This window comes from Streptomyces mauvecolor (assembly GCF_039532965.1).
Classification (GTDB): Bacteria; Actinomycetota; Actinomycetes; order Streptomycetales; family Streptomycetaceae; genus Streptomyces; species Streptomyces violascens.
This window is the reverse complement of the sequence record NZ_BAAASQ010000008.1, coordinates 837,153-858,155: the sequence shown is the minus strand read 5'-3', so window position 1 is coordinate 858,155 and position 21,003 is coordinate 837,153. Positions and strand designations below refer to the sequence as shown.

Sequence of the window (21,003 nt, the reverse complement as noted above, 5' to 3'; positions counted from 1 at the left end):
AGCCGCGTTCAGGGTCGGTCCCCGTCGGTGTGCGCGCCGTTGCCGGACGGCGCGGCACGGTGGGCCTCGTCCTGGACGAGGAGGCCGAGCAGGGAGGCCACGGTGAGGCCGGCCTCGGCCTCGGCGGGGTGCCGCAGGGTCTTTCCCGGCTCGATCCGGTAGGTATTGCCGCGTCCCTCACGGGCGTGGGACAGGAAGCCGCTCTGCTCCAGGTCGGAAATGATCTTCTGAACGGCCCGCTCCGTGAGTCTGCAGCGGGCGGCGATGTCGCGGATCCGCGCGTTCTGGTCCTCGGCGATGGTCGCGAGCACACGCGCGTGGTTGGTGATGAACGTCCATCCCGTGTGCGGTTCCGGCACTCCACCCATGGGCGCATCGTAGGCCCGCCGGTTCGCGTTGAGGAATACCCGAACTTGGCTTCGTGTATCCCTTGACGTACGTCGTCCGTGAGCGCGAATCTGGGCAGGGAGGAACTGCCGGAGTGCGCAGGGGGAGAGGGCCATGCCGCACTGTGAAGAGTCCGGGCCCGGGCAGGCGGGCACGTGCACGAGGCTGGCCGGATCCACCGGCACGCATCGGCTGTCCGGTCTGACGGTCTTCAGTCGCCCCGACGGCGACGGGACCGTCGTCGACGTGTGCGGCGAGCTCGACCTCGCCACGGACCAACAACTGCGACACGCTCTGGGCGCGGCCCCCGCCGGGTCGGACGGCTCTGTCCGACTGGACCTCAGCGGCGTCGAGTTCTGCGGCTGCTCCGCCGTGAACATCCTGCTGCACATCAGGCAGCCGGCCCTGGACCAGCCCCCCGCGGTCCCCGGGCTCGACGGCGCCGCATCCCCCTGCGTCAGCCCGCCGACGGACGATCCGGGGCCGGGCGCGGACCTCGCCGCCGCGTCCGACTCCGACCCTGATCCCGACATGGATCTCCGACTCGAACTCGGCCAGCTGCGGCGGGCGATGGAGAGCCGGGGCACCATCGACCTGGCTCGCGGCATCCTCATGGCCGCCTTCGCCCTCACTCCCGAGGACGCGTGGACGGTCCTCGTCGCCACCTCTCAGCACACCAACACCAAACTGCGCTGCCTGGCCGAGCAGGTGGTGGACTCCGCAGGGGGGACGCCGCTGCCCGAGCCCGTACGCAAACACCTGTCCGACGCGGTCGCCGAGGCCGTGCCCCCGGGATCCGAGCCGCCGCTCAGTCCCGCGGGCTGAGTCTCAGGACGAGGTCACCCTGATGGGCTGCGCAGCGTACGTCTGCTCGCGGACCGCGTCGAACAGGACGCCGACCTCCTGCTCCGTCAGCCCCATGGCCACGGCCTCCCGCATCCAGTCCGCGAGTTGGGCCCGCAGCGGTGACCCGGGGTCGCTCTGCGGAGCGGCCAGGGAGCGGGTGATGAAGGTGCCCGCTCCCTGGCGCACCTCGACGAGGCCGGACCGCTCCAGCTCCCGGTAGGCCTTGAGCGTGGTGTTCGGGTTGACCTTCGTGTCGGCGGCGACCTGTGCCGCGGTGGGCAGCCGGTCGCCCTCGCCCAGCGCCCCCATGCGCAGCGCCTGCTGCACCTGCTGCACGATCTGGAGGTACGCGGGCACTCCGCTGCGTCGCTCTATGCGGAACACGACCATCGCACCCGCCCCCTTCCCATCCTCTTCGTACAGCTACAGGGCCGTGCGCCGCGTACGCAACACGGCCAGGGCTACGAAGATCACGCCAGCGCCCGACAGCAGACCTGCCGCCGTCCACTGGAGCGTGGCCATCTGGTCGTAACCGAAGTAGTCCCACACCGAGTTGACGATCCCCAGTTTGGCGCGGCAGGCCTCGGGGGCGGCGTCGTTCACACACGTACCCCAGCCGTAGACCTTGCCGGAGGCGGTGCCGACCCACTGGTCGACCTGCACCGCGTCGGTGAGCACCGCGGGGTGCGCGCCGTCGAGGGGGAAGGCCACCCGGCGCGGGGTGGCCAGCCGGTTCCTGAAGTAGTCGGCCACCAGGAGCGAGGCCGCCGTGACGAAGAACGTGACGGTCATGGCGGCGACCGCGCGGCGCACGAGTGTTCCGATGACGATGCCGAGGGTGGTGGTGAACAGGACCAGCGCGGTCAGCACCGGCAGGGAGTTGTCGAAGACCGTGCCGTCGAGCCACGTACTGGACACCGCGGGCCGGACGGCCCGCCACCACCAGCCGAACAGCGCGCCCAGAACCCCGGTGGTCATCAGGACCAGGCCCAGTGCGAAGCCCAGCTTCCAGAGCAGCCAGCGCAGCCGGGGCACCGACTGGGTCGACACGAGACGGGCGGTCCCCTGCTCCTGGTCCGCGGAGATGAGCGGGGCGCCGATGAACACGCCGAACAGCAGCGGCAGATACCCGATGTACCGGGCGAGATCGCTGAAGGACCTGTCGAGGCGCTGGACCATGTCGGGGTCGAGGGCGGCGACGGGCTTCGCGGGCCACCCTGCCGCGTGCAGGGTGTCCAGCATGGTGCCGCGCTCGTGGATGATCCAGGCCGCTCCGACGACGGTCACCGCGGTGCAGGCGATGAGGGCGGCCCGGTGCTGACGCACCATCAGCCAGGCCAGGCCGCGGAGCCTCCGTCGCCCGGCGAACCAGGTTTCCTGCTGGACGGGGGTGCGGGTGACGGTGCTCATGCCGCGTGCTCCTCTCGGTGGCCGGGGACGGCGGTCGGGGAGAGCAGCGCGGGCGCCTCGGGGTGGCGGAGGTAGCCGAGCAGCACCTCCTCCAGGCTGGGTTCGGCGAGCTGCCACGCGGGGTCGAGCGGGGCCTCGTGCCGGACGAGGGCGGTGAACTGCCGCCCTGCGGTGCGGACATCGATCACGGTGTGCGTGGCGAGTGCGTCGGGCAGGCGGCCGTCGGTGGTGACCCCGGTGACGACGGTGTGCAGCGGCACCAGCTCGTCGGTGTCACCGGCCATCCGGACCCGGCCGCCGGCCATCACCAGAAGGTAGTCACACATGTGCTCGACCTCGGAGAGCATGTGGGACGACATGAGTACGGTGGTGCCGCGTTCGGCCACCTCGGACATGAGGAGGGAGCCGATCTCGTCGCGGGCGAGCGGGTCGAGGTCGGACATCGGCTCGTCCAGGAGCAGCAGCTCGGGCCGCTTCCCGAAGGCGAGCGCGAACGCCACCCGGGTGCGCTGGCCGCCCGAGAGGCTGCCGATCCTGGCGCTCGGCGCCAGGTTGCCCTCGCGCACGATCCGCTCGGCCACCGCCTGGTCCCAGCCGGGGTTGAGCTCCTGGCCCATGCGCAGGCACTCCGCCACGGTAAACCGCTTGAACAGCGGCTTGTCCTGGCCCAGGTAGGCGAACCGGGGCATCACGGACGGGTCGCCGACCGGCCGCCCGAAGATCCGCAGCTCGCCCCGCGTCGGCTCGACGAGCCGGGCCGCGATCCCCAACAAGGTGCTCTTTCCGGCCCCGTTGGGCCCCACCAGACCGCAGACGCGCCCGGCCGGAACCCGGAAGGACTCCTCCCGCAACGCCCACCCCCGGCGGTACTTCTTGCCGAGCCCGCGTGCTTCCAGGGCCCACCGACCGTCATTCCCACCAGACGTGGCCGTGCCGCTCATGCTCCCCCTCCCACTCGATTCCACTAGTCAACTAGTGGAATCATGGTCTTCGTGGCGCGAGCCTGTCAATCTGCTCCAGCCCCGGCACGGCCGGACGGAGCCGCGCGGGGCGTCGCGGACAGGCCGGCGGCAGGGTCGGAACGCAACAGAGTGCGCGCTGCAAACGCGCCCGAATCATTCAACTTGCCCAGACCATTGAAACGTCCCGTTCACGATTCAAAGGTCCCTTGTCCCAACTCTCCATGTAGTGCAGACTTTTACCTCCGAGAAAGCTCACGGAACAACGGGCCGATCGGATCCGCCGCTCTACCGTGAGGAACTTCCCTTGCATGGCGACAGCACATCCATCGCAGTTCAGGACCACGTCACCACCGATTCGTTCCGGTCCGCGGTCGGCAGCTTCTGTACCGGCCTGACCGTCATCAGCGCCATGGGCCCGAACGGCCCCGTCGGATTCACCTGCCAGGCCTTTTCGTCCCTCTCTCTCGACCCGCCACGGGTTCTCGTCTCCGTCGGCCGTACGTCCACGACATGGCCGCACATCAAGGCCGCGGGTCGCTTCTGCGTCAACGTCCTCGCGGCGGACCAGACGGCTCTGAGCAGGCGGTTTGCCCGCCCGGGCGGCGACAAGTACGCAGGTGTGGGCTGGAGCTGCCCGGCTGGCGGCTCCCCCAGGCTCGACGGCGCGTGCTCCTGGTTCGAGTGCGCCATCGAGGCGGAGTTCGACGCGGGCGACCATTTTGTCGTCGCCGCCCGGGTACTCGCCCTGGACACGGACGAGGACCGGAAGCCACTGCTGTATCACCGTGGCCGATACGCATCGCTCGGCGAGAGCGTACCCGGCCCGGCATAAGCCCGGAGCGTCCGCTCACATTCGTACGAGTGAAGCGATCCACACCCCGGACGTACACCATCCTTTTCTCGCCAGGTCTCCCGAATTCGGCCACCCCAAAGGGCTCGATCCCACTCGGGTATTCCCTCCTGTCGGCAGGTCTTCGATGACGTGCCGACCCTCGGCGATGCCACTCAGCCATCAAATCGACGTTAATATTCTGTCAGGAGAATTCACATGGCAATCATCTCTGATCGGTCGGGTCTGCTCACCGGCCTGGACGTGTTCGTGGGCGGTCCGATCCAGCACGCGATCCTGGCGAACGGCTTCGCGGGCGACCTCCAGTCCGCGATCACCAGGGCCATCGGCACCGTCCGCGAGAACGGCGGCAACGTGTTCTCCGCCCATGTGGCGGAGAAGTTCGGCGAGGACACCGCGCAGTTCACTCCCGAGCAGGTCTCGGTGCGCGACTTCCGGTGGATGCGCAAGTGCGACGTGTTCGTCCCCGTGCTTCCGGTGCTTCCCGACCTCACCCTGCGCCGCACCGACGGCACGCACGTGGAGCTGGGCTGGGCCACCGCGCTGGGCCGGCCCATCGTCCTGGTGACCAAGCAGCCGTTCGTGGACTCGGCCAGCCATCTGCTCAAGGGGCTGCACCGGGTGGGTTCGGTGCAGGTCATCGACTTCGACGAGTTCAACGAGAAGCCCGGGCTCCTTGTCGACGCCGTGCTCGCCGCGACCGAGGTTCAGCGCGAGGCCCTCGGTTCGGCCATCGCCGCGGGCGCCTGACGGCACTCCTCGCACTCCCCCGCCCGGTCGTCACCCGGCCCGTGCCCGGTCGGCCGCGCATCCCGCACCGCCTCACTTCGGAGACATCAATTGTCCGACGCCGTACGCATATTGGGACTCACGCTCAAGAATCCGGTCGTGGTCGGTTCCGGCCTGCTCACGGACCAGGAACGCAACATCCGCAAGCTCCTCGCGACCGGCGCGGGGGCCGTCGTCACCAAGACGATCCACCCCAGTCCGCCCCAGGGCCTCGACGAGCGGATCTTACGGTTGCCTTCGGGCATGCTGAACAGCACCACGTACTCCAAGAGGTCGGTCGAGCACTGGCTGGCGGTCCTCACATCCTTCGCCGACGAGCGGTTGCCCGTGATCGCCTCCGTGCACGCCGACACCCCGGCCGAGCTCGGTGAACTCGCCGCCCGCGTGGCGGCCACCGGCTGTCCGGCGCTCGAGCTCGGTATCTCCTGCATCAACGAGGAACCCGGCGGCGAGGAGGACACCCCCGACCGGGTCCACGCCTACACCGCGGCCACCCGCGCCCGCACCACACTGCCGATCTCGGTCAAACTGGCCATCGGCGAGGGCCTGGTGGACCGGGTGCGCGCGGCCGTCTCCGCCGGCGCGGACGCCGTCACGGTCAGCGACACGATCTCCGGCGCCGCCGTCTCCCCCGAGACCGGCGGCCTCGAACTCGGCGGCGTCTTCGGCTACTCGGGCCCCGCCATCAAACCCCTGGTCCTCGCCGCCATCTGGCAACTGCGCCGGCACGGCATCGACGTGCCCGTCCTCGGCTGCGGCGGCGTGAGCTCCGGCCGGGACGTGGCCGACTATCTGAGCGTGGGCGCGAACGTGGCACAGGTCTACACGGCGCTGCACACCGACATGTACGAGACGCTCGACCGGATCGTGACCGAGACCGGTGCGGCCCTCGGGCGCCCGGCCGGCGCGACGGCGGGAGCGGCCCGGTGACTCACGCCGCGTACTCCGCCCTGACCAGCGCCGACGTGAACCGGTCCGTCCAGGGCAGGACCCTGGTCTGGCCGATCGGCGCCACCGAACAGCACGGCCCGCACCTCCCGCTCAGCGTCGACTCCGACCTCGCCGAGGCGTTCGCGGCCGAGATCTCCGCCGGGCTCGGCGGACTCACCCTGCCCGTCCACCAGATCGCCGCCCGCTCGCTCCCGCAGAGCGGCGGCGGGCTCTCCTTCCCCGGCACGCTGTACGTGGGCGGTGACACCCTCATCCGTTACGTACGGGAAGTGCTGGAATCGCTCGTCGCGCTGCCCTTCGAGCGGCTGGTCATCGTGAACGGGCACTTCGAGAACGAGCCCTTCCTCTTCGAGGCGCTCGACCAAGTGCGGGCTCGCGGGCTCCTGGACGGCCGTGAGGTGTACGCCTTCAGCTGGTGGAGCCTCGTCCAGGAATCGTGGATCGCCGCCGAGGTGCCCGGCTTCCCCGGCTGGCACGCGGAGCACGCGGGTGTGACCGAGACCAGCCTGATGCTGCACCTGCGCCCGGAGCTCGTGACCGAGGAGCGGCCGGAGCACGACAACCCGCCGCGCAGCGGGGTGTATCTGCACCCCATCGATGTCGAGCAGATCTCCAACAACGGCATTCTGTCGTCCACTTCGGGGGCCGGCGCGGAGCTCGGCGAGAAGCTCTTCCGGCATGTGACCGACGAGGCGCTCGCCATGGTCCGCCAAGGCGAGGGCCTGCTGCTCGCCCGCACCCGCCCGGACCGACGCGGTCGTACGTCGCCGAACGGCGCAAGCGACGCGACCGCTCCGGCCCCACCCGCGCCGAAGGGACGACGCGCATGACGAGCACCGCATCTCAGGACCGGTCGGCGGGCAAGTTCCATCTCGCCTTCATCTTCAACTTCACCCCCGACGACTGGCAGGGGCCGTTCGGGACAGGCGGGTCGCCGTGGGACGGGACGTTCCACACCGAGGTGGCCCAGGCGCTGGAGCGCGCCTGCTTCGACTACGTCATCGTCGAGGACAAGCTGATGGTTCCGGAGTCGTACGGCGGCTCCGCCGAGGCGGCTCTCAAGCAGGCGATGGTGGTGCCCAAGCACGACCCTGTTCCGCTGGCGGTGGCCATGGGGGTGGCGACCTCTCGACTCGGCATCGTGGCCACCCTTTCCACGCTCGCGTACCCGCCGTTCATGACGGCCCGGCTCTCCTCGACCCTGGACAGCATGCTGGGCGGCCGGTTCGGCTGGAACATCGTGACCAGCGCGGAGGACCTGGCCGCGCAGAACTTCGGCCTCGACAAGCTGCCGCCGCGCGATGTCCGGTACGAGATGGCCGACGAGTACGTCGATGTCGTCAAGCAGCTCTTCGCGTCCTGGGACGCGGACGCCGTCGTACTCGACCGCGAGAAGGGTGTGTACGCGGACCACACCAAGGTGCGGCCCATCCACTTCAAGGGCAGGTACTTCCGGGTGCGCGGCCCCCTGAACACGGTGCCCTCGCCGCAGCACCGGCCGGCCTTCGTCCAGGCGGGTGCCTCTCCCCGGGGCCGGGCCTTCGCGGCCCGCAACGCGGACTCGATCATCGCCATCGCCAACGGCGTGGAGGGCATGAAGCAGTTCCGCGAGGACGTACGGGCCCACGCCAAGGACCAGGGGCGCGATCCGGACACCATCAAGACGCTGTTCTGTGTCACCCCCGTCCTGGGCGAGACGGAGCGGGACGCCCGGGACAAGCAGGCCCGGATGGTGTCCTCGCCCCAGTTCATCCAGGACATCCTGGCCCAGACGTCGGCGCTCACCGAGATCGACTTCGCGCAGTTCGATCTGGACGAGCCGCTGCCGCGCCGCCTGGAGACCAACGGCGAGCAGGGCTCGCTCGACCAGCTCCAGCAGTGGGGCAGCGGGAAGACCCTGCGCGAGCTGGTCATCGACGCGGCGGGCGGGCTCGTCTCCTCCGTCGACCTGGTCGGTACGCCGGATCAGGTGGCCGAGCGGATGGGTGAGGTGATGGAGGAGGTCGGCGGCGACGGGTTCATGATCACGACGCCGCTGCTCCGCCTGAACCGCCGCTACATCGCCGAAGTCACCGACGGGCTCGTCCCGGCGCTGCAACGCCGGGGGCTGACCCGCTCCGCGTATACACCGGGCAACACGCTCCGGCAGAACCTGCTGGAGTTCTGAGCGGGTGGCACAGGCGCCCCGCGTGGCTGATCGGCCGCGCGGGGCGGCTAGGCCCTTACGACAGGGAGTTCTGTGTCCTCATCACGAGAATCGGCCACCGGGAATTCACGGTCGGCGTCCGTTTCGACGGCCCTCATCGTCCGGTACCGGCGCCCCCAGGCGTCGAGTTGTTCCGCGATGTGGTCCAGGCTTCGGCCGATCTCGGTGAGCGAATACTCGACCTTCGGCGGCACCTCCCGGTAAACGTTCCTTATGACCAGACCGTCGCTCTCCATTTCGCGCAGCTGGCGGGTCAGCATCCGCTGCGTGATCCGGGGCAGGGCACGCTTGAGCTCGCTGAACCGCCTGGTCCCGGCCAGGAGTTCTTTCAGGATGGCCAGTTTCCACCGGCCGCCCAGGACCTCCATGGCACTCTCGACCGCGCAATATTCCGGCGTGTTTTCCGCACGTTCCGAACCGTCGCGCACGACTCCACCTCCACCACGGTATACACCTTGACGGTATACATTTTGAAACCTGGTATACATCTTGATACTACGTCACATTCAAGTGCGTACTTGTGCCCTGCATTTGTATCCCACGATAGTGCGAACATGACGAATAGCGATGCCCCCGCAATGATTCCGGGCGAACCGGATGCCGCCGCGCGGCGGCGCAAATGGCTGGTCCTCGCGGTGGTCTCCACCAGCCTGCTGCTGTGCGGGATCGACCTGACCGTGCTGCACGCGGCCGTGCCGAGCATGTCCCTCGACCTGCATCCCAGTGGCGTCCAACTCCTGTGGATCGTCGACATCTACTCGCTCACCCTCGCCTCGCTGCTCGTCACCTGCGGCACCCTCGGCGACCGCATCGGGCGCAAGCGCATGGTGCTCAGCGGCTTCGCCGTGTTCGGGCTCGCGTCGACGGCCGCCGCGTTCTCCCACTCCACGCCCCAACTGATCGCGGCCCGCGTCGCGTTGGGCATCGGGGCTGCGATGATCATGGCGTCGACCGTGGCCATCATCCGCGTCGTGTTCACCGACGACCGGGAGCGCGCCATCGCGATCGGCATCTGGACCTCGGCCCACAGCGTCGGCGCGACCCTCGGCCCGCTGCTCGGCGGCCTGATCACCGAACGCTGGGGCTGGGGCGCGGTCTTCCTGGTCAACGTGCCGATCGTGCTCGTCATCCTGGTCGTGGGCGCCCGCGTGGTGCCCGAATCCCGCAACCCTTCCCCGCGCCACTGGGACATGGCGAGCGTAGCCCTGTCGATCACCGGGCTCGCGGGGGGCGTGTACGCGCTCAAGCAGGCCGGCGAGCACGTGGGCGTCGATCCGCTCATCCTGGCCGCGGCGGCCGGCGGAGCGCTGCTGCTCTTCCTCTTCGTGCGCCGTCAACGACGCCTGGCGGAACCGCTGTTGGACTTCACGCTCTTCGCCGACCGCCGCTTCTCCACCGCGACGCTCTGCGTGATCGGCTGCTTCGGCAGCTATGTGGCGCTGCTGTTCTTCCTCACCCAGTGGTTCCAGCAGGTCGGTGAGTTCTCGCCGGTGCGGGCCGGGCTCGCCCTCATGCCGCTGGCCGCCGCGAACGCGGTGGGTGCCACGACCGCACCCTGGGCCTCGGCCCGCTGGGGCAACCGCTGGGCGCTGACCGGTTCGCTCGGCCTGTTCGCGGCGGCGGCCGCGGCCCTGGCGCTGACCGGGGACACCTCGCACTACGCCAGGCTCGTACCGCCGCTCGTCGCGGCGGGGCTCGGCGCGGGGGTCGTGATGACGCTGGGCGCGGACTCCATCATGGCCGCGGCCGACCCCGAGCGCTCCGGCGAGGCCGCCGCGATCCAGGAGACCTCCTTCGAGCTCGGAGCCGGGCTCGGCGTCGCCGTCCTCGGCACCGCGCTGGCGGCGGCCTACCGCACATCGCTGCCCGAGGTCCCTGGGCTGAGCCCGGGGCAACAGAGCGCCGCCCAGGAGTCGTTCGCCTCCGCTGAGGACGTACGGAAGCAGCTCCCGGCCACCACCGCCACGCACCTCACCACAGCGGCCCGTCACGCCTACGACCAGGGCTTCGCCACGGTCGCCGGGGCGGCCGCCGCCGTTCTCGTCGCCACGGCCGTGCTGGCCGCGACGATGCTGCGGCCGCGTGCGACGGAGGTGGCGGAAGAGGACTCCGAGAAGCAGGTGCACGCGGCGCCGTAGGGATGCCACAGGGTTGAGGGGCGCGTGCCGGTGCGGGGAATCGGGGCCGGTACGCGCCCTTCCTCTTCCTGCCACAAACACGTCCAGCACTTCACTTGGCATGCTCCGATCAGACCTGCCAAGCTTCCCCCCAGCCGTTGCCCTGACCCCAGGAAGACGGCAGCACACGCCCCACCTCAGTGATCGTGCACGTGCCGCGCACCGTCCGCGGCCGTCCTCCGGCGCACCCAAGCCGGGCCGGGCGGCCACCGAGCAGGCCGTAATCCCGGCCGCCTCAAAGGAGTTCCGTGTGAGACCCACCCCCCACAAGTCCCTCGCGGCGGCCGCATGCGCCGCCGCCGCGCTGGCTGCCGTATCCCTTCCCGCCACCCCGGCGTCGGCCGAGGCCCCGCGTGCCGACGCCTGCACGCCGGCCCAGGTGGTCGCCAACGGCGGGTTCGAGAGCGGTACTTCACCCTGGACCCAGTCGTCGACGAGTGTGATCACCAGTCGCACCGGTGAGAGCGCCCACGGCGGCACCCACTTCGCCTGGCTGAACGGTGTGGGCAGCACACACACCGACACCCTCTCCCAGAGCGTCACCATCCCCTCCGGATGCAGCAAGGCCACCCTCACGTTCTGGCTGCACATCGACACCACCGAGACGACCTCGTCGACCGCGTACGACAAGCTGACGGCGAAGATCGGCAGTACGACGCTGGCGACGTACTCGAATCTCGACAAGAACACCGGGTACGTACAGAAGTCGTTCGACGTGTCCGGCTTCGCGGGGCAGACCGTCGACGTCGCCTTCACCGGCAAGGAGGACTCCAGCCTCCAAACGAGCTTCGTCCTCGACGATGTCGCCCTCGACACCTCCGGCGGCTCGACCCCGCCCGCCGACTCCACCCGTACGCCTGCCGCGCCCTCGTACAACGTCAGCCTGACCAGCAACGCGAGCGGGAACGGCTGGACCGGGCACGAGAGCGCCACCTTCACCAACGCCTCGTCCACCGCGCTCAGCGAGGTGTATCTGAGGCTGTGGGACAACTACCACGGCACCTGCTCGGCGATGCCGATCACGGTCAGCAACGTCACCGGCGGCACCGCGGGCGCCCTCTCGGTCGGCTGCACGGCACTCAAGATCGACCTGCCGACGCCGCTCACGCAGGGGCAGAGCGCCACGATCGGCTTCGACCTGGGCATCAGCGTGCCAAGCGGCGCCGACCGGTTCGGCGCCGACGGCGCGTTCAACAACATAGGCAACGCCCTGCCGGTCCTGGCCATCCGGGACGCGGCGGGCTGGCACCTGGACCCGTACACCAACAACGGCGAGTCGTTCTACTCGCTGGCCGCCGACTTCAAGGTGACCCTCGACCACCCCACCGGCCTGCTGGTCCCGGCCACCGGCACCTCGGTCGACACACCCGGCTCCAGCGGACGCACCGTCACCACGGCCACCGCCTCCAAGGTCCGCGACTTCGCCTGGGCGGCCGGCCCGTTCAGCAAGATCTCCGGCACCTCGCCCGCCGGCACCGCCATCAACATCTACTCGGTCTCGGGCATCAGCTCGTCCGACGCCCAGTCGATGCTGGCCACCGCCAAGTCCGCCGTGGACACGCACGCGGCCCGGTTCGGCGCCTACCCGTACGGCGAGCTGGACGCGGTGATCGACAACAACTACTGGTTCGGCGGCATGGAGTACCCCGGCTTCGTCCTCGACCTGGTCTCCACCACGGCACTCACCCACGAGATCGGGCACCAGTGGTGGTACGGCATCGTCGGCGACGACGAGTACAACAGCCCCTGGCTCGACGAGGCGTTCGCCGACTACTCCACCGACCTCGCCCAGAACAAGACCGGCACCAACTGCTGGAACAGCGTCTCGTGGGCGTCGTCCGCCGAGAAGATCACCAACTCGATGGCGTACTGGGACGCCCACTCCTCCCGGTACTCGACCGTGGTCTACGGCTACGGGAAGTGCGCCCTGCACGACCTGCGGCGCGTCCTCGGTGACAGCGTGATGGCCACGTTGCTGAAGGATTACGCCACTTCACACTGGTACGGCGTCTCGACGACGGCCGAGTTCAAGGCGGCGGCCCAGGCGGCCACCTCCACGGACCTGACCTCCTTCTGGACCCAGCACCGCATCGACGGCTGACGGTTCATCAGTTCGCCGCGGAGGGCGTCCCGCACCCCACGTCCTCCGCGGCGAACCCCGCCCATCGGATGCGTCCGCTGCCACCTTGGAGTGCCGGCGCGCCGACCGGCGCGGACGGCGTTCAGCCCCGCTCCCCCAGCCGCTCGGCCAGGAAGCCGAGGATCTCGTCCCTGGCCCGCAGCGTCGGGTGGCCGTCCTCGTCGACGAGGTGTGCGGTGACCACGCTGTGCGGGGTGCCGACCCTGTCGCGGAAGAAGGGGGGCGGGTCGGTGTTCGCAGCGCTGTCGGGCAGGACACGGCCGTCGAAGGCGTCGCCGAGCAGTGCCCGGTAGGCGGCGAAGCGCCGGCCCGTGCACCAGCGGTCGCCCTGGAAGCGGTAGGCGAGGACCTTCAGGCCGTCGCGCTCGACGCGCTCGCGGACCGCACGCGCGTCCTCCTCGCCGATTTCGAGCCCCGCGGGGTCGTCCAGCGGCAGCGAGGGGTGGCCGAGCACAGGCGCGACGACGGCCGGCTCCAGCGTCATGGTGAGGGCGAAGTTGCCGGTGAAGCACAGCCCGATCGCGCCCACACCCACTCCGCCGCACGCGGCATGTGCCTGACGTGCGAGCCCGCGCAGCCACGACGTCACCGGACTCGTGCCGCCCCCGGCGAACGCACGGAACTCCGCGCTCACGCACGCGCGACGGACCACCTCCTCCCCGCCCTCCACCGTGGGGTACGCACCGTCGACCCCGAAGAGCGAGGGGACGTAGACAGTGAACCCCGCGTCCCGCACCCACCGCGCCAGGCGAAGGACGTCGGGGCTGATGCCCGGCATCTCCGGCATCAGGACGACCGCCGGGCCGGAACCGGCGACGTGCACCGCCTTCACCACCCCGTCCACGTCGACGAGTCGGCGGAGGAAGTCCGTGATCGGGTCGTCAAAGGTGTCAGTACTCATGAAGGCAGCGTGGACCGGCGGACCCGACAGGACGACGGGCCGGATCGCCAGACATGGGGGTAATCTCGCCACGGGAGAGAGGGGGCAGCCGTGGGTGCGCTGCGCATCGGAGTCCTGGCCTACCCGGGCTGCTTCGCGTCCGAAGTGTTCGGCGTGCCCGATCTCTTGACGATGGCGTCACACGTGGCCGGTCCCGGCCGCGCCGGGTATGAGGTGTCGATCGTCTCGTCCCGCCGTCGGGTCACCGCGTCCGGCGGCGCGGAACTGGCCGTCTCGCCGCCGCGCGAGGTCGACGTTCTTGTCGTGCCGGGCTTCGACGTCGCACCGGGCCTCGACGTCGACGCGAAACTCGGCGCCCTCGCCCCTGAAGTCGCCGTGATCCGCTCACACGCCGACGCGGGCCGCGTTGTCGTCTCGATCTGCGTCGGGGCGTTCCTGCTCGCCGAGGCCGGACTGCTCAACGGGCGCCGGGCGACGACCTGTTGGCTGCTCGCGGACGAACTGGGCCGACGCTGCCCGGGCGCCGATGTCCGGCCCGAACACCTCGTCGTCACCGACAAGGGCGTGACGACGACGGCCGCCTTCAGTGCCATGTACGACTTCGCCCTCGGCCTGATCCGCGAGCACAGCGGCACCGAAGTGGCGCGGACGACCGCACGGGTGGCGCTGCTCGACGACGCCCGCTCGTCCCAGACTCCCTACGTCGACGTCGGCCTTCTTCCGCGGCCGGGATCCGATTTCTCGCGCCGGGTCATGCGCCGGCTCGACCAGAACCTCGCCGAGCGATACGACCTCGCCACGCTGTCGGACACGTTCCATGTCAGCACGCGTACGCTGCTGCGGCGCTTCGCCGACGAGACGGGCCAAAGTCCGCTGGAATACCTGCAGTTGTCACGCGTCCGGCGTGCCCGTCACCTCCTGGAGACCACGGACCGGACGGTCGCCGCCATCGCCACGGCGGTCGGGTACCGCGACCCGGGAACCTTTGCCGCGCTCTTCGCCAGACACACCGGGCGGCGTCCACGGGACTACCGCGCCACCTTCCGGCGAAACGCCGAGTGATCCCGGAACGCTGCGGTCCGCGTACTGCCCCTCCCCCGTCAGACCGCCGCCCGTCAGACCGCCGTCTTCGAGGGCGCCGGAAGGCGGGCCGGGTCGAAGGCCGTCGCGGCGAGCGTGCCGTCCCTGGTGATCAGGCCGAAGACCGGGTACCCGGTGATGTCGAAGGCCTCGCCCAGCGGCCCGTCGCCGGGCTCGACCACGACGTGTGCGACCTCGGACAGGGCCGCCACCTGCTCACGGGCCTCCTCCTCGGTGCCGTGCACCACGGCGAGGACGCTGCGGCCGGTCTCGCGTGCGGTCGTGCGGGCCTGCTCCACGAAGAGCGGCAGCCGTTCCTTGCAGGCCCGGCAGTCGGGCGAGAAGAAGCCGAGCATGGTCTCGCCGAGGCTCTCGCGCGTGACCCGCTCGCCCGCGGTGGTAACCACCGAGAAGGGCGGGGCCGGTGAGCCCGCCGGGATGATCAGGCCCTCCGCCACCGCATCGGCCTTCTGCTCGGCCTGGGCCCGGAGTTTGCGGATGACGCCGAAGGTGAGCAGCAGGTTCAGCAGGCAGAGCACGGCGATGAGGGCGACGGCGGCGACGAGGAAGGGCATGGGTGACTCTCCGGGGTCTCGTGTCAGCGTGCGGCGGGGTCTCCGCCTTCAGGGGAAGGGTGCGGGCAGCTGTCCACGGCGAGATCGACTGCCCGGTCGATCAAGGTGGTTGATGTCACGGAGCGGATCTGCGGACCCGCCCCGACGTCTGCCGCGTACCGTCGTCGAACAGGACGCCCAGCTCGTCCGTGAAGATCACGAGCAGTGCGCCCACCAGCGCCCCGAATGCCGCGACGAGGATGCCCGCCGCCTCGGTCGGCGTCGGTGTCCCGGCGAGACCCGCCGCCATGCCGAGTGCGGCGAGGGCGAGCAGTGCGGTGTTCCGGACGAGGTGGCGGCGGCCGATCGGGGCGGTCGAGGCGCCGAAGCAGGCGCAGGACGCCTTGGTTCCGCTGCGCAGCGTACGGACGATTCCGGTGGTGAACGCGGCGAGCAGCAGCACGGTCAGGGCGAAGCCGGGCACGGGCCACACGGCGAGCAGGACCACCGCGGCGCACTCTCCGGCGATCACGGCCACGGCCACGGAGCGGCTCAGGCGGGCCGGAACGCCCATGGAGTGGGCGGAGTCCTCGAAGCTCCGGAAGGCCGCGGCGCTGCGCACCTTTCCGGTGGCGGAGGCCACGAACACGATGCCGACGAGGACTCGGACAGCGAGCAGGACGTATGCCACGAGCGGTTCTCACCTCCCTGGGACGGTGGAGCAGAGGCAATGTAACTCCAAGTCGACTTGAGCAACAGTGGCCAGTTCTGGCTCAGCCTTCCGTCACGGATCAAGAGCCGATCAGGCAACTCCCGCCCCCTTGCGCTCAGTTGGGTGCACCACATAACTTCTGCCCCGGCCGGATCTCACCCATGGGTCCGGTCTTCACCGCTACGACGGAGGTCCACGATGACCCGTGTGATCGGCACGATCGGCGACAGGCTTCTCGGGATGCTGCTGAAGGAGGACCGGGCCGGTGCCTGTGTCCCCGAGCACGGCAGCTTCTGCAAGTGCTCCAACCACGTCCGTTACGTCTACAGCTGCAACGGCCCCTGCGTGAAGGACGGCACGTGCTGATTGCGCCCCTTTCCATCTCGTAACCAGGAGGTAGTCATGAGGCGCATGATCGGCACGATGGGCGACCGGCTGCTGCGGCTCGCCATCGGCGAGCAGCCTGCGGGTGCCTGCGTCCCCGAGGTGGGGACGCTCTGCTATTGTAAGGGTGGATACGAGTACAGGTTCGCCTGTAACGGCGTGTGTACCAAGCGCACCAACAAGTGCTGATGACGCACTCCGACCCACCGGCCGGTTCCCCGGAGGCGGCTTCGCCTTCGGGGAACCGGCTGCGGGCCCGCGCCGCGTGGACGGCGGTCTCCCTCCAGTTCCGCGCCACGCCCGGGGGCGCCTCGCTGCTGTTCGCCGTGACCGTGGGAGTCGGGGTGACACCAGCCGCCACCGCCTGGCTCGCCAAGCTGCTCTTCGACGAGCTCGGCCGCGGTGCGCACGCCGATGTGCGGCATGCCGTCGTGCTCGCCGTCGCCACGGCCTCGCTCGGCGCGCTTTCCGCAGTCCTGCTCCAACTGGGCGCGTATCTGGACGAGTTGGTGCGCAGACGGCTCGTCGTCGAGGTCGAGCGGACCCTGTTCGCCAAGGTCGACGAGTTCCACGGGCTTCGCCGGTTCGAGGATCCCGCGTTCCACGACCGGCTGCGACTCGCCCAGCAGGCTTCGGAGGACGCGCCGCACAACATCACCATGTTCACCCAGGAAGCGGTCCGTTCGGTGGCGGCGATCAGCGGCTTCACCGGTGCGCTGCTCGCCGTATGGCCGCCGATGGTGGGCCTGTTGTTCCTGGTCGGCGCGGCCGCCCTGCTCGCCCGGCTCTCGCTGGCCCGCCGTCAGGTGACGGTGTGGGAACTGACCTCGGCCCGGCTGCGCCGGCACCTGTTCTACCGCTCGCTGCTCACCGACCCCCGTGCGGCCAAGGAGATCCGGCTCTTCGGGCTCGGCGGCTTCCTGCACGGCCGACTGGTCCGCGCGCTGAGCGAGGCCACCGAGGCGGAGCTCGCGGTGGCCCGGCGTGGCGCCCTGGTGCAGTCGGCGTTCGCCGCGCTCAACGCCCTGGTCGCCGGCGTCGGCACGGTCGTCGTCGTCGCGGGCGCCGCTCGCGGCAGGTTCACCGTCGGCGATGTGACGTTGTTCATCGCCGCCGCCGCGGGCGTGCAGGGGGCATTCACCGGGATCGTGCTGCAGGCCGGCTCGGCCGCCGAGGGCGTGCGGCTCTTCGGGCACTATCTCGATCTGCTGGACACCCCCGACGACCTGCCCCGCGGCGATACCCCCGCCCCCACGCTCACCGGGCGCATCGAGCTGCGCGACGTCTGGTTCCGCTACGACCCGTCCGGCCCCTGGGTGCTGCGCGGAGTGGACCTGACCATTCCGGCGGGCTGCGCGATGGGGCTGGTGGGCCGCAACGGCGCGGGCAAGAGCACCCTCATCAAGCTGCTCTGCCGCTTCTACGATCCCGAGCGCGGCGCGATCCTGTGGGACGGCACCGACATCCGCACCATGGATGTCGCCGACCTGCGCCGCCGGATCGGGGTCACGTTCCAGGACTACATGACGTACGACCTCTCGGCGGCCGAGAACATCGGCATCGGCGATCTGCCGCACCGCGAGGACCGGGAACGCATCCGCGGCAGCGCGGCGCTCGCCGGTATCGACGCGACCCTGCGCGGCCTCCCCGACGGGTACGAGACCCAGCTCAGCCGGGTCCACCTCGACGAGGAGGACGGCACACCGGGGGTCACCCTGTCCGGCGGCCAGTGGCAACGGGTGGCGCTGGCCCGCTCGTTGATGCGCGGCGCGGCCGATCTGCTGATCCTGGACGAGCCCAGCTCGGGCCTGGACCCGGAGGCCGAGCACGAGGTGCACCGCACGCTCGCGCTGCACCGCCGCGAACGCACCGCACTGCTCGTCTCGCACCGGCTCGGCGCCCTGCGCGAGGCGGACACCATCGCCGTCCTGGTGAACGGCGAGATCGCCGAACTCGGCTCCCACGACGAGCTGATGGCCCTGGGCGGCGGGCACTACGCCCGGCTCTTCGCCCTTCAGGCGGCCGGGTACACCGAGCGCGGCGACCGGGCCAGGTCCCCGGAGGCGGCCACGTGAGCCGCCCGGAACGGAAGGCGCTCACATGACGGATGCCGGGCGGACGACGGTGGCGCTGGCCGTGGGCGCGGGCGTGCTCCTCCTTTCCGTACGCGTCCTGCGCGCACGCGTCACGCTGGTCAGGGTGACCGGGTCGAGCATGGCGCCGGCCTTCGCCGACGGCGACCGCCTGCTGGTCCGCCGCACCCGGCGGGTGCGGCGCGGCGACGCGGTGGTCTTCCGCAATCCCCTGCCGTTCGGCGACGGCGACGAGGCGCTGCCCTGGCTGGTCAAGCGGGTCTCGGCGCTGCCCGGTGACCCCGTGCCGCCCGAGGTCCGCGCCGTCGTCGGTGCCCCGGACGGCTCACTGGTGCCGTCCGGGTCGCTGGTCGTCCGGGGCGACGCGGCCCGCACCCAGGATTCCCGTCACTTCGGCTACGTGCCCCGCTCCGCCCTGCTCGGCGTGGTGGTCACCCGACCGGCCGGCCGTGAGCGGAGGCCCGTCCGGCCGCATCTGGATCCGGCGCGCTGAATCACGCGGGCCGCTGATGCCTCGTCATGTTCCGCTTGGCGTCAGGCTGCCGGGTCAGTGCGGCGTCGGCCGCGTCGAGGATGCTGGCGAAGGAGCGGGTGATCATCGGCCGCACCATGAGCCGGGTCAGGACGGGGCCGAGCACCGGCAGGGCCATCTCGGCGCGCGTGGTCCATACGACCCGGGTGCCGCCGTCGACCTCGCTGAACGTCATGCTGCCGAACTCGTGCCGCGACGGCGGCACGCTCCGCTCGACGACGTACTCGGTGGTGTACGGCGCCTCGTAGCGGGTGATGCGCTCCCTGAGCCAGCCGATGGCCCAGAGGTGGCTGCGCACCGCGCCCACGCCGTAGGGCGCGGACTCGCCCCGCCGGGTCAGCCGGCAGCGCAGCACCACGGGTGAGCGCTCGTAGTTGGTGGTCGTCGTGAGCCAGGCGAAGACATCGTCGATGGGGGCGTCGATGACGCGCTCGACCGTCATGGTTTCCACAGTCAGTGCACTCCTCTGTCGAGTAGGCGCACCGCGTCGTCACGGTGCAGCTTGTCGGGGTTGCGGATGGCGTAGAGGCCCGTGATCCGTCCGTCGTGGATCTCGAAGGCGACCAGCCAGTCGAGCTCGCCGTCCGTGAGGAACCGGGCCGCCGGCATGCCGTTGTAGGTGGCGTGCTCGATCCGGGTGTCGGGCGTGACGCTGGTGCGGGTCACGCCGAGGACGAACCGCGCGACCTCCTCGCTGCCGGTGATCGGGCGGCGCGCGGCGGTCACCTTCCCGCCGCCGTCGGCGATTTGGACGACGTCGGGGGCCATGAGATCCATCAGCGCCTGGATCTCACCGGTCGACGTCGCGAGCAGGAACCGCTGGACGATCTCGCGCGTCGCTTCGGAGTCGGGCTCGAAGCGGCGGCGCCGCGCGTGGACGTGCTGCCGTGCGCGGTGCGCGATTTGACGGACCGTCACCTCTGTCTTGCCGACCGAGGCGGCGATCTCGCCGTGGCTGTAGCCGAACACGTCGTGCAGCACGAACACCGCGCGCTCGGTCGGGTTCAGGGTCTCCAGGACGAGCATCAGGGCCATTGACACCGATTCGGCGAGGATCGCGTCCTCGCTCACCGCGGGTCCGGTACGGATCGGCTCGGGCAGCCAGGTGCCGACGTACTCCTCGCGCCGCGCCTTGACCGCGCGCAGATGATTGAGGGACTGCCGGGTCACGATGCGCACCAGGTAGGCCCGCGGGTGCTCGACCTCGGCCCGGTCCACCGCGCTCCACCGCAGATAGCTCTCCTGGAGCACGTCCTCGGCATCCGCGGCGCTGCCCAGCATCTCGTAGGCGATGGTGAAAAGCAGCGGGCGGTGTTCGCTGAAGGCGCCCTCAGTCACGGCCCGCCTCCCCCGCCGACACGCACACGTACCCCGGCATCCCACCAGACCCCTCTCGACTGTTCATGCCTGTCCACCTGTCCACGCATGACCATCGAGACACTCCGACCCGGCGGAACGTGACACCCCGCCGATGTGATCCGCTTCACAGTGACGGGCCCCGCCGGCGCCGGGCGGAGATGTGACAGTCGCTTCGTGAAATGTGTTTCGCCTGATTGTTTGCGCGAATGCCTCGCCCTACCCTGAGGGGATGGGTGCCGTACCTGAACCGCATGCAGGCTGGACGTTCCTCACCAACCACGCCCGCGTGCTGGCCGCGATCGCCGACGACCCCTCGACCCGCATACGCGACATCGCCGCGCACTGCCGGCTCACCGAGCGGGCCGTCCAGCGGATCATCGCCGACCTGGAGGAAGCCGGATACCTCTCGCACACCCGGCACGGGCGCTCCAACACGTACCGCATCGAACCGGCCACGCCGCTGAGACACCCCGCCGAGGCGGGACTGACGGTGGCCACTCTCCTCGCGGTCCTGGCCCAGCACGACGAGCAGCGCGGAAAGCCTCGTCCACAGGAGTTGCGGACGGTGCCCGAGCGGGACCGGGAGGCGCAGCCCGGACGGTCGCGCTGACCGTCCGCCCGGGCGGCCGCGGCACCCGAGGTCACTCAGCGTGTGCGACCTGGCCCTTTT

General features: G+C 70.3%; 24 protein-coding genes. 14 read left to right on the top strand and 10 right to left on the bottom strand.

Annotated features, from left to right (window positions below):
- Nucleotides 1-8: 8 nt before the first annotated feature.
- Nucleotides 9-368 carry a winged helix-turn-helix transcriptional regulator gene (locus ABD346_RS11925; RefSeq protein ID WP_344374312.1) on the bottom strand — a complete coding sequence of 120 codons (360 nt, stop codon included), beginning with the start codon at nt 366-368 and terminating at the stop codon, nt 9-11.
- Between the two features lie 133 nt (nt 369-501).
- Between ABD346_RS11925 and ABD346_RS11920 the strand changes: the two genes are divergently transcribed.
- Nucleotides 502-1,212, top strand: a complete 711-nt coding sequence (locus ABD346_RS11920) for an ANTAR domain-containing protein (protein WP_344374311.1) — start codon at nt 502-504, stop codon at nt 1,210-1,212.
- A gap of 3 nt (nt 1,213-1,215) precedes the next feature.
- Here ABD346_RS11920 and ABD346_RS11915 read toward each other — a convergent pair whose 3' ends face one another.
- From ABD346_RS11915 to ABD346_RS11905, 3 genes are read right to left on the bottom strand one after another with little or no spacing between them, the layout of a single operon-like run.
- Nucleotides 1,216-1,623, bottom strand: a complete 408-nt coding sequence (locus ABD346_RS11915; RefSeq protein ID WP_344374310.1) for a GntR family transcriptional regulator — start codon at nt 1,621-1,623, stop codon at nt 1,216-1,218.
- Nucleotides 1,624-1,656: 33 nt separating this feature from the next.
- Complete coding sequence (locus tag ABD346_RS11910) at nt 1,657-2,643, bottom strand: ABC transporter permease (RefSeq protein WP_344374309.1); 987 nt, start codon at nt 2,641-2,643, stop codon at nt 1,657-1,659.
- Complete coding sequence (locus ABD346_RS11905) at nt 2,640-3,584, bottom strand: ABC transporter ATP-binding protein (protein ID WP_344374308.1); 945 nt, start codon at nt 3,582-3,584, stop codon at nt 2,640-2,642. Before ABD346_RS11905 ends, ABD346_RS11910 begins: the two co-directional genes overlap by 4 nt.
- A 325-nt stretch (nt 3,585-3,909) precedes the next feature.
- On the opposite strand from ABD346_RS11905, the gene ABD346_RS11900 reads away from it, so the two are divergent.
- The 5 genes from ABD346_RS11900 (at nt 3,910) to ABD346_RS11880 (ending at nt 8,362) form a co-directional block, all read left to right on the top strand.
- Entirely contained in the window at nt 3,910-4,437 is a 528-nt protein-coding gene (locus ABD346_RS11900; protein WP_344374306.1) for a flavin reductase family protein, read from the top strand.
- Nucleotides 4,438-4,653: 216 nt separating this feature from the next.
- Nucleotides 4,654-5,205: a nucleoside 2-deoxyribosyltransferase gene (locus tag ABD346_RS11895; protein WP_344374305.1), complete on the top strand. Its 552-nt coding sequence runs from the start codon at nt 4,654-4,656 to the stop codon at nt 5,203-5,205.
- Between the two features lie 90 nt (nt 5,206-5,295).
- On the top strand, nt 5,296-6,174 hold the full coding sequence (locus ABD346_RS11890; protein WP_344374303.1) for a dihydroorotate dehydrogenase: 879 nt from the start codon (nt 5,296-5,298) through the stop codon (nt 6,172-6,174).
- Nucleotides 6,171-7,025, top strand: coding sequence for a creatininase family protein (locus tag ABD346_RS11885; RefSeq protein WP_344374302.1), 855 nt, complete (start codon nt 6,171-6,173; stop codon nt 7,023-7,025). The genes ABD346_RS11890 and ABD346_RS11885 overlap by 4 nt, the downstream gene beginning before the upstream one ends.
- Nucleotides 7,022-8,362 carry an NtaA/DmoA family FMN-dependent monooxygenase gene (locus tag ABD346_RS11880; protein ID WP_344374300.1) on the top strand — a complete coding sequence of 447 codons (1,341 nt, stop codon included), beginning with the start codon at nt 7,022-7,024 and terminating at the stop codon, nt 8,360-8,362. The genes ABD346_RS11885 and ABD346_RS11880 overlap by 4 nt, the downstream gene beginning before the upstream one ends.
- Before the next feature lie 47 nt (nt 8,363-8,409).
- Here ABD346_RS11880 and ABD346_RS11875 read toward each other — a convergent pair whose 3' ends face one another.
- On the bottom strand, nt 8,410-8,829 hold the full coding sequence (locus tag ABD346_RS11875) for a winged helix-turn-helix transcriptional regulator (protein ID WP_344374299.1): 420 nt from the start codon (nt 8,827-8,829) through the stop codon (nt 8,410-8,412).
- 126 nt (nt 8,830-8,955) lie between these two features.
- On the opposite strand from ABD346_RS11875, the gene ABD346_RS11870 reads away from it, so the two are divergent.
- Together ABD346_RS11870 and ABD346_RS11865 are read left to right on the top strand one after the other, a co-directional pair.
- Complete coding sequence (locus ABD346_RS11870) at nt 8,956-10,539, top strand: MFS transporter (RefSeq protein ID WP_344374298.1); 1,584 nt, start codon at nt 8,956-8,958, stop codon at nt 10,537-10,539.
- Nucleotides 10,540-10,828: 289 nt separating this feature from the next.
- A complete protein-coding gene (locus tag ABD346_RS11865) occupies nt 10,829-12,679 on the top strand; it encodes a M1 family aminopeptidase (RefSeq protein ID WP_344374297.1) in 1,851 nt (616 codons plus the stop codon).
- 121 nt (nt 12,680-12,800) lie between these two features.
- On the opposite strand, the gene ABD346_RS11860 is transcribed toward ABD346_RS11865, so the two are convergent.
- Complete coding sequence (locus ABD346_RS11860; RefSeq protein WP_344374296.1) at nt 12,801-13,619, bottom strand: dienelactone hydrolase family protein; 819 nt, start codon at nt 13,617-13,619, stop codon at nt 12,801-12,803.
- Nucleotides 13,620-13,709: 90 nt separating this feature from the next.
- Here ABD346_RS11860 and ABD346_RS11855 point away from each other — a divergent pair, with 90 nt between their 5' ends.
- Nucleotides 13,710-14,681 carry a GlxA family transcriptional regulator gene (locus ABD346_RS11855; protein WP_344374295.1) on the top strand — a complete coding sequence of 324 codons (972 nt, stop codon included), beginning with the start codon at nt 13,710-13,712 and terminating at the stop codon, nt 14,679-14,681.
- A gap of 53 nt (nt 14,682-14,734) precedes the next feature.
- Here ABD346_RS11855 and ABD346_RS11850 read toward each other — a convergent pair whose 3' ends face one another.
- Together ABD346_RS11850 and ABD346_RS11845 are read right to left on the bottom strand one after the other, a co-directional pair.
- Nucleotides 14,735-15,274 carry a TlpA family protein disulfide reductase gene (locus ABD346_RS11850; protein WP_344374294.1) on the bottom strand — a complete coding sequence of 180 codons (540 nt, stop codon included), beginning with the start codon at nt 15,272-15,274 and terminating at the stop codon, nt 14,735-14,737.
- 115 nt (nt 15,275-15,389) lie between these two features.
- Nucleotides 15,390-15,944, bottom strand: coding sequence for a MauE/DoxX family redox-associated membrane protein (locus tag ABD346_RS11845; RefSeq protein ID WP_344374292.1), 555 nt, complete (start codon nt 15,942-15,944; stop codon nt 15,390-15,392).
- A gap of 219 nt (nt 15,945-16,163) precedes the next feature.
- Here ABD346_RS11845 and ABD346_RS11840 point away from each other — a divergent pair, with 219 nt between their 5' ends.
- From ABD346_RS11840 to ABD346_RS11825, 4 genes are read left to right on the top strand one after another with little or no spacing between them, the layout of a single operon-like run.
- On the top strand, nt 16,164-16,331 hold the full coding sequence (locus ABD346_RS11840; protein WP_344374291.1) for a hypothetical protein: 168 nt from the start codon (nt 16,164-16,166) through the stop codon (nt 16,329-16,331).
- A 36-nt stretch (nt 16,332-16,367) separates the two neighbouring features.
- Complete coding sequence (locus ABD346_RS11835) at nt 16,368-16,538, top strand: hypothetical protein (protein WP_344374290.1); 171 nt, start codon at nt 16,368-16,370, stop codon at nt 16,536-16,538.
- Nucleotides 16,538-18,424 carry an ABC transporter ATP-binding protein gene (locus ABD346_RS11830; protein WP_344374288.1) on the top strand — a complete coding sequence of 629 codons (1,887 nt, stop codon included), beginning with the start codon at nt 16,538-16,540 and terminating at the stop codon, nt 18,422-18,424. The genes ABD346_RS11835 and ABD346_RS11830 overlap by 1 nt, the downstream gene beginning before the upstream one ends.
- Nucleotides 18,425-18,449: 25 nt before the next feature.
- Nucleotides 18,450-18,935 (top strand): S26 family signal peptidase, encoded by a 486-nt coding sequence (locus tag ABD346_RS11825; protein WP_344374287.1) that lies wholly within the window; start codon nt 18,450-18,452, stop codon nt 18,933-18,935.
- 1 nt (nt 18,936) lies between these two features.
- Here the strand turns inward: ABD346_RS11825 and ABD346_RS11820 are convergent, their stop codons facing one another.
- Nucleotides 18,937-19,425 (bottom strand): SRPBCC family protein, encoded by a 489-nt coding sequence (locus tag ABD346_RS11820; protein ID WP_344374285.1) that lies wholly within the window; start codon nt 19,423-19,425, stop codon nt 18,937-18,939.
- 2 nt (nt 19,426-19,427) lie between these two features.
- Entirely contained in the window at nt 19,428-20,312 is an 885-nt protein-coding gene (locus ABD346_RS11815) for an RNA polymerase sigma-70 factor (RefSeq protein ID WP_344374284.1), read from the bottom strand.
- Nucleotides 20,313-20,562: 250 nt separating this feature from the next.
- Here ABD346_RS11815 and ABD346_RS11810 point away from each other — a divergent pair, with 250 nt between their 5' ends.
- Nucleotides 20,563-20,943 carry a helix-turn-helix transcriptional regulator gene (locus ABD346_RS11810; RefSeq protein WP_344374283.1) on the top strand — a complete coding sequence of 127 codons (381 nt, stop codon included), beginning with the start codon at nt 20,563-20,565 and terminating at the stop codon, nt 20,941-20,943.
- Nucleotides 20,944-21,003 lie beyond the last annotated feature (60 nt).

Excerpts from the sequence above, each read along its gene's own strand:
- ABD346_RS11910 (WP_344374309.1), bottom strand. The coding sequence starts at position 2,643 with ATGAGCACCGTCACCCGCACCCCCGTCCAGCAGGAAACCTGGTTCGCC.
- ABD346_RS11925 (WP_344374312.1), bottom strand. The coding sequence starts at position 368 with ATGGGTGGAGTGCCGGAACCGCACACGGGATGGACGTTCATCACCAAC.
- ABD346_RS11870 (WP_344374298.1), top strand. The coding sequence starts at position 8,956 with ATGACGAATAGCGATGCCCCCGCAATGATTCCGGGCGAACCGGATGCC.
- ABD346_RS11825 (WP_344374287.1), top strand. The coding sequence starts at position 18,450 with ATGACGGATGCCGGGCGGACGACGGTGGCGCTGGCCGTGGGCGCGGGC.
- ABD346_RS11860 (WP_344374296.1), bottom strand. The coding sequence starts at position 13,619 with ATGAGTACTGACACCTTTGACGACCCGATCACGGACTTCCTCCGCCGA.
- ABD346_RS11915 (WP_344374310.1), bottom strand. The coding sequence starts at position 1,623 with ATGGTCGTGTTCCGCATAGAGCGACGCAGCGGAGTGCCCGCGTACCTC.
- ABD346_RS11810 (WP_344374283.1), top strand. The coding sequence starts at position 20,563 with ATGGGTGCCGTACCTGAACCGCATGCAGGCTGGACGTTCCTCACCAAC.
- ABD346_RS11905 (WP_344374308.1), bottom strand. The coding sequence starts at position 3,584 with ATGAGCGGCACGGCCACGTCTGGTGGGAATGACGGTCGGTGGGCCCTG.
- ABD346_RS11835 (WP_344374290.1), top strand. The coding sequence starts at position 16,368 with ATGAGGCGCATGATCGGCACGATGGGCGACCGGCTGCTGCGGCTCGCC.
- ABD346_RS11895 (WP_344374305.1), top strand. The coding sequence starts at position 4,654 with ATGGCAATCATCTCTGATCGGTCGGGTCTGCTCACCGGCCTGGACGTG.
- ABD346_RS11830 (WP_344374288.1), top strand. The coding sequence starts at position 16,538 with ATGACGCACTCCGACCCACCGGCCGGTTCCCCGGAGGCGGCTTCGCCT.
- ABD346_RS11840 (WP_344374291.1), top strand. The coding sequence starts at position 16,164 with ATGACCCGTGTGATCGGCACGATCGGCGACAGGCTTCTCGGGATGCTG.
- ABD346_RS11880 (WP_344374300.1), top strand. The coding sequence starts at position 7,022 with ATGACGAGCACCGCATCTCAGGACCGGTCGGCGGGCAAGTTCCATCTC.
- ABD346_RS11920 (WP_344374311.1), top strand. The coding sequence starts at position 502 with ATGCCGCACTGTGAAGAGTCCGGGCCCGGGCAGGCGGGCACGTGCACG.
- ABD346_RS11850 (WP_344374294.1), bottom strand. The coding sequence starts at position 15,274 with ATGCCCTTCCTCGTCGCCGCCGTCGCCCTCATCGCCGTGCTCTGCCTG.